We start from the raw sequence: 7,714 nt of genomic DNA on the forward strand, positions 1-7,714 counted from the left end.
GTTTTATCTTGACTTTACGATAGCATGACCTACCGCCATTGCAAGTGTTTTCCGCATTTTTACAGATTTTTCACACCAAACAAAATGCCGACACCCCGCAGAGCATCGGCAATTTAATCATTTCTACCCAAAATGATGTAATTGAAAACTTTGATGACGAAATTGATTACTTCACAAATGTAAGATTTTGTGTCAAATAATCAGCATAGCATCGCCAAAGCTGAAAAATCTGTATTTTTCCTTAACTGCAATTTCATAAGCATTAAGTACCTTTTCCCTACCGGCTAAAGCTGACACTAACATAATAAGTGTTGATTCAGGCAAATGAAAATTGGTAATAAGACAATCAATTGCCTTAAACTTATATCCCGGATAAATGAAAATCTGTGTCCATCCACTACCTTCATGTACCACTCCATTTTCATCTGTTACTGTTTCTAATGTTCTGGTACTGGTAGTTCCAACTGAAATAATGCGTCCACCATTTTCTTTACATGTATTAATGAGATTAGCATCTTCTTCATCCACCATATAAAACTCTGAATGCATATGATGTTCCAAAATATTGTCAACCTTTACCGGTCTGAAAGTTCCCAGTCCCACATGAAGGGTAACGTGGGCAATTTTAACACCCTTTTCCCTGATTTTTTCTAATAATTCCTTAGTAAAATGAAGTCCCGCCGTTGGTGCTGCCGCTGAGCCTTCATACTTGGCATATACCGTCTGGTATCTGCTTTTATCTTTAAGTTTGTGGGTAATATATGGTGGAAGAGGCATTTCACCTAACCTGTCTAATACTTCCTCAAATATTCCCTCATAATTAAACTTAATAAGTCGGTTTCCTTCCTCAACTACATCAATAACTTCTCCTGTAAGAATGCCGTCGCCAAAGTTAATAACAGTTCCCGGCTTACATTTTTTGCCGGGCTTAACTAAAGTTTCCCACACATCCTTTTCACGCCTCTTTAAAAGAAGAACTTCGATTTTTGCGTCTGTTCCTACTTTGTTTCCATACAATCTTGCAGGCAAAACCTTTGTATCATTTATAACAAGGCAGTCTCCCGGATTTAAATAATCTATTATTTCCTTAAATACGTGATGCTCCACATTCCCTGTTTCCTTATCAAGTACCATAAGTCTGGAACTGCTTCTATCCTCTAAAGGATCCTGAGCAATTAACTCCTCAGGCAAATCATAATAATAATCATGTAAACTCATTTTATTTTCGCTACACATAATATATCCTCTTTTCTATTTGTTCTTTATTATTTCATCACTATCTAACACAATGGTAAAAGGTCCGTCATTTACAAGGCTTACCTTCATATCCGCTCCAAATATTCCCTTTTCAACTACATCTATTTCTTTTTTGCACTGTGATATAATATATTGGTACATTTCATCTGCCATATCCGGTGCACCGGCGTTTACAAATGAAGGTCTGTTACCTTTTTTACAATCACTATATAAAGTAAACTGTGAAATAAGAAGCAGCTCTCCACCTACGTCCTTTAAAGCTAAATTGGTTTTGCCATTTTCATCTTCAAAAATTCTCATTCCAATTAGTTTTTTAATCATTTTATCAGCAATTTCCACAGTGTCCGTACCGGCAATTCCTATAAGAACCATAAATCCTTTTCCTATTTTGCCAACTACTTTTCCATCTACGGAAACCTTAGCATCAGTTACACGCTGTATCACAAACTTCACTTTTATCACCTCTTGTTTTATTGTCCGCCTACTAGTTTACAATATCTTTTAAGCTTTGTAAAATACTAAAGAAGTTTATCTGTTTCATAAGCTAAATATAATGGTGTTTTTTCACATTTTCCCCTTCTATTTTTTAGATTCTTATAAAAACAGACATACCATTGTAGTTTTCACCACTTATGATATGCCTGTCTTAATCAACTTACCCTTAAGGTTCTATCCTCTAAGCTGGATTCCCATTTCTTCAAGTCCTTTAAGAATCTTCTTCATTGCACTTGAAACATCATTTTCCTCTAATGTTCTGTCCTTTGCCCTAAATACTATTGAATAAGCAACTGACTTGAATCCTTCTTCAATCTGGTCTCCTTCATATATGTCAAAGAGACTGTAGCTTTCAAGATTCTTTCCGCCGCTCTTTTCAATAACTTCCTCTATCTGTCCCACTAAAATATTCTTTGGAACTACCATTGAAATATCTCTTGTGACAGCAGGGAATTTGGCAATGCCCTCATATTTCTTATCAAATGAAGACATTTCATATACATATGGCATGTCAATAACTGCAATATATGCTCTTGTTTTCATGTCATAATTTTCACATACTGTAGGATGAACTTCTCCTAAATATCCAATAACATTTCCGTCATAAACTATGTTAGCCTGACGTCCCGGATGAAGGAATGATTTACCTGCATCAGCATCATAGTGTACTCTGTCCTTCATTCCTACCTGCTCTAAAAATTCTTCCACAACACCTTTCATTGTAAAGAAATCACCATCACCATAAAATCCTAATGTAAACTGCATTCTTTCATCAGGAAGCTCTGTAAGTGGTAAAGCTTTTGGAAGATAAATATTTCCCATTTCAAAAAGTCTTACGTCTTTGTTTCTTCTGTTGTAGTTTGTAGCTAATGATGTAAGCATACCTCCAAGAGATGATGTTCTCATAACACTGAAATCTTCTCCTAAAGGATTTGAAATAATAATGGATTTTCTCATATCAGAATCCATAGGAAGTAGCAATTTGTCATAAACCTTCGGGCTTTCAAATGAATATGACATTCCCTGTGAAAATCCACAGTAAAGAGCTACTCTTCTTGCAATTTCATCTATTCTTAATTTATAGGATAATTTTCCTGCTGTTGCCTCTCCACTTGGAAGTGCTGTAGGAATGTTGGCATATCCGTAAAATCTTGCCACTTCTTCAGCAATATCGCACATACCAATTAAATCCTGTCTGAATGTAGGTACCGTAATTGTCTTAGTTGCAGCATCATATTTCAGCTCAAGAGCAGGGAAATAACTTACCATCTGTTCCTCTGTAAGGTTAAATCCAATAAGTTTATTTACATAATCAGGATCAAATTTAATAGTATGTTCCTCCTTCTTTTCAGGATATACATCTACCATACCTGCAACAACCTCACCGGCACCTAACTCTTCAATAAGCTCACATGCTCTGTTAATTGCATCCTCTGCATTATTAGGGTCAAGTCCCTTTTCAAACTTTCCTGATGCATCAGTTCTAAGTCCTACTCTCTTTGATGAAAGACGGATATTGGTGCCATCAAAACATGCTGCCTCAAAAAGCATATCCTTAACATCATCATTTATTTTTGAATTTTCTCCACCCATGATTCCTGCTAAGCCTACAGGCTTTTCACCATCGCAAATCATAAGCATTTCGCTGTCTAATTTCCTTTCCTGACCATCTAATGTTTCAAATGTTTCTCCATCATTTGCACGTCTTACAACAATTTTATTTCCTGCTATTGTTGATAAGTCATAAGCATGCATTGGCTGTCCAAACTCTTCCATTACATAATTTGTAATATCTACAAGATTGTTAATAGGTCTGATACCCATTTTTGCAAGACGTCTCTGCATCCATTCCGGTGACGGAGCTATTTTTACATTTTTTACTACCTTTGCACAATATCTTTTACATAAATCCCTATCTTTAATTTCAACTGAAATGTAATCATTTACATCTCCGTCTTTTCCCACAGGAGCTGTTTTTGGTGCCACAAAAGGCTTTTTAAATGTAGCTGCTGCTTCCCTTGCAATACCCATTACACTGTAACAGTCAACTCTGTTAGACGTGATTTCGTATTCAAATACTGTATCATGAAGACCTAACACTTCTACAGCATCAGCCCCTACTTCCACATCATCATCAAATACATATATACCGTTTTCAGGTGCCTTTGGATAATAATCCCTTGATGAGCCTAACTCTTCAATAGAGCACATCATACCACAGGATTCTATTCCTCTAAGCTTGCCCTTCTTAATCTTAATTCCTCCCGGTGTTCTTGAGCCGTCATGTCCTCCGGCAACTCTTCCTCCATCTAAAACTACAGGAACCTTCTGACCTTCTTCAACATTTGGTGCTCCAGTAACTATCTGAATAGTTTCTGTTCCTATATTTACCTGACAGATAACTAACTTATCTGCATCCGGATGTCTTTCTATTTTTTCAATCTGTCCTACAACGATTTTGTCAAGATCAGCATCTAATCTCTCGTAGCCTTCACATTTTGTTCCTGATAAAGTCATTGCATCCATATACTCCTGATCGCTGCATTCAAGTTCAGGAACATATGCTTTTATCCAAGATAATGGTGTATTCATTATTGTAAACTCCTTTCTTTAGAACTGATTTAAGAAACGGTCATCGTTTTCGTATAACAGTCTCATATCATCTATTTCATATTTTAACAATGCTATTCTCTCTAATCCTACTCCAAATGCAAATCCCTGATATTTTTCAGGATCAATTCCACACATTTCAAGTACGTGAGGATGTACCATACCACATCCTAAAATTTCAATCCAGCCTTCGCCTTTACAGAATCTGCATCCCTTTCCTCCACATTTAAAGCATGAAACATCCATTTCTGCACTTGGCTCCGTAAACGGGAAGTGATGAGGTCTGAATTTAGTCTTTGTATCAGGTCCAAACAACTCCTTGGCAAATTCCTGTAACGTTCCCTTTAAATCTGCAAAGTTAATGTTTTTGTCAATTGCAAGACCTTCAACCTGATGGAATGATGGTGAATGTGTTGCATCTACCTGATCTGAACGGAAAACCCTGCCTGGTGAAATAATTCTGATAGGCGGCTGTGTTTTCTCCATTACTCTTGCCTGAACTGATGAAGTCTGGGTTCTAAGAACGATATTTTTATTAATATAAAATGTATCCTGTTCATCTTTAGCCGGATGATTTGCCGGTATATTAAGTGCCTCAAAGTTGTAATAGTCGTATTCCACTTCAGGACCTTCTACCACTTCGTATCCCATTCCCACAAATATACGCTGCAATTCCTCTAATGCCAATGTGTTAGGATGCTTGTGTCCTATTTTGTTCTTTTTAGCAGGAAGTGTAACATCAATAACCTCTGCCTTAAGTTTTGCTTCTCTTGCCTTCTCCTGTAACTGGGCTTTAACTTCCTCCATTTTTTCCTCAATGGCTTTTCTTGTATCATTAACCATCTGACCTACCTTTGGTCTGTCTTCCGGAGCAACATCCTTCATTCCCTTAAGAACTTCTGTCAGTTGTCCCTTCTTTCCAAGGATTTCTACTCTTATGTCATTAAGAATATTTAAATCTTCGGCATTTTTGATTTTTGCAATTGTTTCCTCTTTAATTGCTTCTAATCTCTCCTTCATGTTACCTGTCCTTTCATCTTTATTTTAATAAATAATTTTCTTTATTGCTAACGCAAAAAGTCCCTGCATCATACGATGCAGGGACGAAATATACACTTCCGCGGTACCACCCATATTCTCACGAATAATATCCGTAAACTCTCATTTATGCTTAACGCGCCTCTCACGTCACAAACTACTAAGGAATCCGTTCATAAGTGCGGCTCCTGTGGGAAATTCAACCACTGTCTGAACTTAAGAGACCTTTCAGCCGGTGAGTCTCTCTCTCTTAAAGAAAACAGCTGTCTACTTACACATTCATTGCCTTTACAACATTCAAATTTTAACATACAAAAATATTACTGTCAAGTTTGAAAATTATCTATAGGTTTAATCTTACAATTCCTATTGCACATACCAATGCTACACATATTATGTTTTTTATAATTGTTTCCCTGCTACTTTTCACAAAGCCTCCTCTTCCTGAATCCATAATAACATTATCCTATCATAATTTGTTTTCCCTGTACATATTTGCCATCCCGGGAAAAAATGTTATACTAATGCATATACTTTATATAAACGGAGATTAAGATGAAAAAAATTATGAATTTTGCCCTGAATATATATGGATTTTTTTATAGAATGGGAAAAGACAGAGTTGGAATATATACCGCCCAGGCATCATTTTTCATTACCTTGTCACTATTTCCTTTTTTACTTTTGTTTTTAAACGTAGTTGGTATGACAAGTTTAGACAAAAATGCCCTTATAAGGATTATCAACAGTTATTCACCGGATGTTATTAAGCCCCTTCTCATTCAGATTATTGGTGAGCTGTATACCCATGTATCAGGAACGTTGCTTTCCATTGTGGCTATTGCCGCAGTTTGGTCTGCCTCTAAGGGGGTTCTTTCAGTAATGTTTGGTTTATATGAAATCAGTAAAATTCACCGTGATAGGAACTATTTAATATCACGTTTTGTTTCTATGCTCTATACTATTTTATTTTTACTGGCAATTATTGTAACCATGGTTCTTTTGGTATTTGGTAACAGGATATTTAATCTTCTTTTGTCCTTTATTCCAATACTGGAGAATGTTACAATACTTACCCTTATATTAAGATATCTTATTTCTTTTGTTATTTTATCGGGATTTTTCATTATACTGTATAAAATAGCTAACTTCAGGCTTACAACAATAAAAAAATGTATACCGGGAGCTCTTTTTTCTGCCCTTGGATGGATGATTTTTTCATATGTATTTTCTATTTACATTGATAATTTTTCGAATATGTCCTATATGTACGGAAGTCTTACGGCATTTATTATTATAATGCTTTGGATATATTTCTGTATCTATATTTTATTTATCGGTGCAGAAATAAATAAGCTTCTTCATCCTGAAACAGAGGCATTTTACTATGAAAAAGTTCAAAAGTAATCCTAATTAGCATTCTTTATTTCAATACCATGATAATAGCTTTTTAGGATGTCTTTATAATTTTTCCCTGACTTTGCCATTTCCATGGCTCCATTCTGACTCATTCCACTGCCATGACCCAAGCCACCACCATATATGGTATAGCCTCCCTTTTCCTTTTCCAACAGAATAAATGCGCTAGGCAACATGGTCATTCCAGCTCTTGTGGTATCATCACATAATTTAATTTTTCCGTAACATGAGCATAACGCCTTTCTTATTTCATTTTGATTTTGCATAACAATCTGTCTTTTGTCACCGTACACGGTAATCTGGGAAGCAATTCCCCCGGCACCTCTCTCATTTACTTCAATACGGCTTATATTTCCCACATTTACCCCTGTGGTGTTATAAATGGAATTTTCTAACTGCTCATTGGTATAATAAACCCTCCACCTGTAAAATGGATATTTGCTTTCAATTCCATTTACATTCTTTTTAATAAATTTTTTAAACTCCCACTGATTTTTTACATTTCTTTTGGAATTTTCCGTAAAGTTTTCCCCCTTTAAATAATTCATCTTCTCCTTACCCCATATTTTGTAGTCGGTGGTATATCCACAGGATGTGGAAAAATAATAAGCCTTTATTAACTTGTTTTTGTAAGTCATTACTACTCCCTTAGTTTCTTCTGCCGCCTTTTTGCTGTTTTTTCCCGGCTTTATTCTGTTGTACACCTGAAAATCAGTACTGTCATCAGCATTTGCCTTATACTTTTCATATTTTAAAGCATTAGATTTCATAATAAAATTTCTTGCACACACAGCCTGTGCCTTTAATGCCTCTAATGAAGATTCCTCTCCTATCTCACTGGATATAACTGCCGCAATATAATTTTCCATATCCACCTGATTTACCACAACCATTC

General features: G+C 35.8%; 6 protein-coding genes and 1 other annotated feature. Of the genes, 1 reads left to right on the forward strand and 5 read right to left on the reverse strand.

Annotated features, from left to right (window positions below; translation table 11 throughout):
- Positions 1-192: 192 nt before the first annotated feature.
- From queA to pheS, 4 genes are all read right to left on the reverse strand, one after another.
- A complete protein-coding gene (gene queA / locus Q5O73_RS09240; protein WP_302669543.1) occupies positions 193-1,218 on the reverse strand; it encodes a tRNA preQ1(34) S-adenosylmethionine ribosyltransferase-isomerase QueA in 1,026 nt (341 codons plus the stop codon).
- Between the two features lie 33 nt (positions 1,219-1,251).
- Complete coding sequence (gene dtd / locus Q5O73_RS09245) at positions 1,252-1,710, reverse strand: D-aminoacyl-tRNA deacylase (protein ID WP_021953295.1); 459 nt, start codon at positions 1,708-1,710, stop codon at positions 1,252-1,254.
- Positions 1,711-1,926: 216 nt separating this feature from the next.
- Positions 1,927-4,344: a phenylalanine--tRNA ligase subunit beta gene (gene pheT / locus Q5O73_RS09250; RefSeq protein ID WP_302629493.1), complete on the reverse strand. Its 2,418-nt coding sequence runs from the start codon at positions 4,342-4,344 to the stop codon at positions 1,927-1,929.
- A gap of 18 nt (positions 4,345-4,362) precedes the next feature.
- The gene (pheS, locus tag Q5O73_RS09255; protein ID WP_302624286.1) at positions 4,363-5,382 is read right to left on the reverse strand and encodes a phenylalanine--tRNA ligase subunit alpha; all 1,020 of its coding nucleotides are present in this window, start codon (positions 5,380-5,382) and stop codon (positions 4,363-4,365) included.
- Positions 5,383-5,458: 76 nt separating this feature from the next.
- Positions 5,459-5,692: a binding site (T-box leader), on the reverse strand.
- A gap of 263 nt (positions 5,693-5,955) precedes the next feature.
- On the opposite strand from pheS, the gene Q5O73_RS09260 reads away from it, so the two are divergent.
- Positions 5,956-6,807, forward strand: a complete 852-nt coding sequence (locus Q5O73_RS09260) for a YihY/virulence factor BrkB family protein (protein ID WP_021953299.1) — start codon at positions 5,956-5,958, stop codon at positions 6,805-6,807.
- A gap of 2 nt (positions 6,808-6,809) precedes the next feature.
- Here Q5O73_RS09260 and Q5O73_RS09265 read toward each other — a convergent pair.
- Positions 6,810-7,714 (reverse strand): SpoIID/LytB domain-containing protein (locus Q5O73_RS09265; RefSeq protein ID WP_302669542.1); only part of this gene is annotated, 905 nt, incomplete at its 5' end.

This window comes from Eubacterium sp. AF15-50, from assembly GCF_934835595.1.
GTDB lineage: Bacteria > Bacillota > Clostridia > Lachnospirales > Lachnospiraceae > Eubacterium_G > Eubacterium_G segne.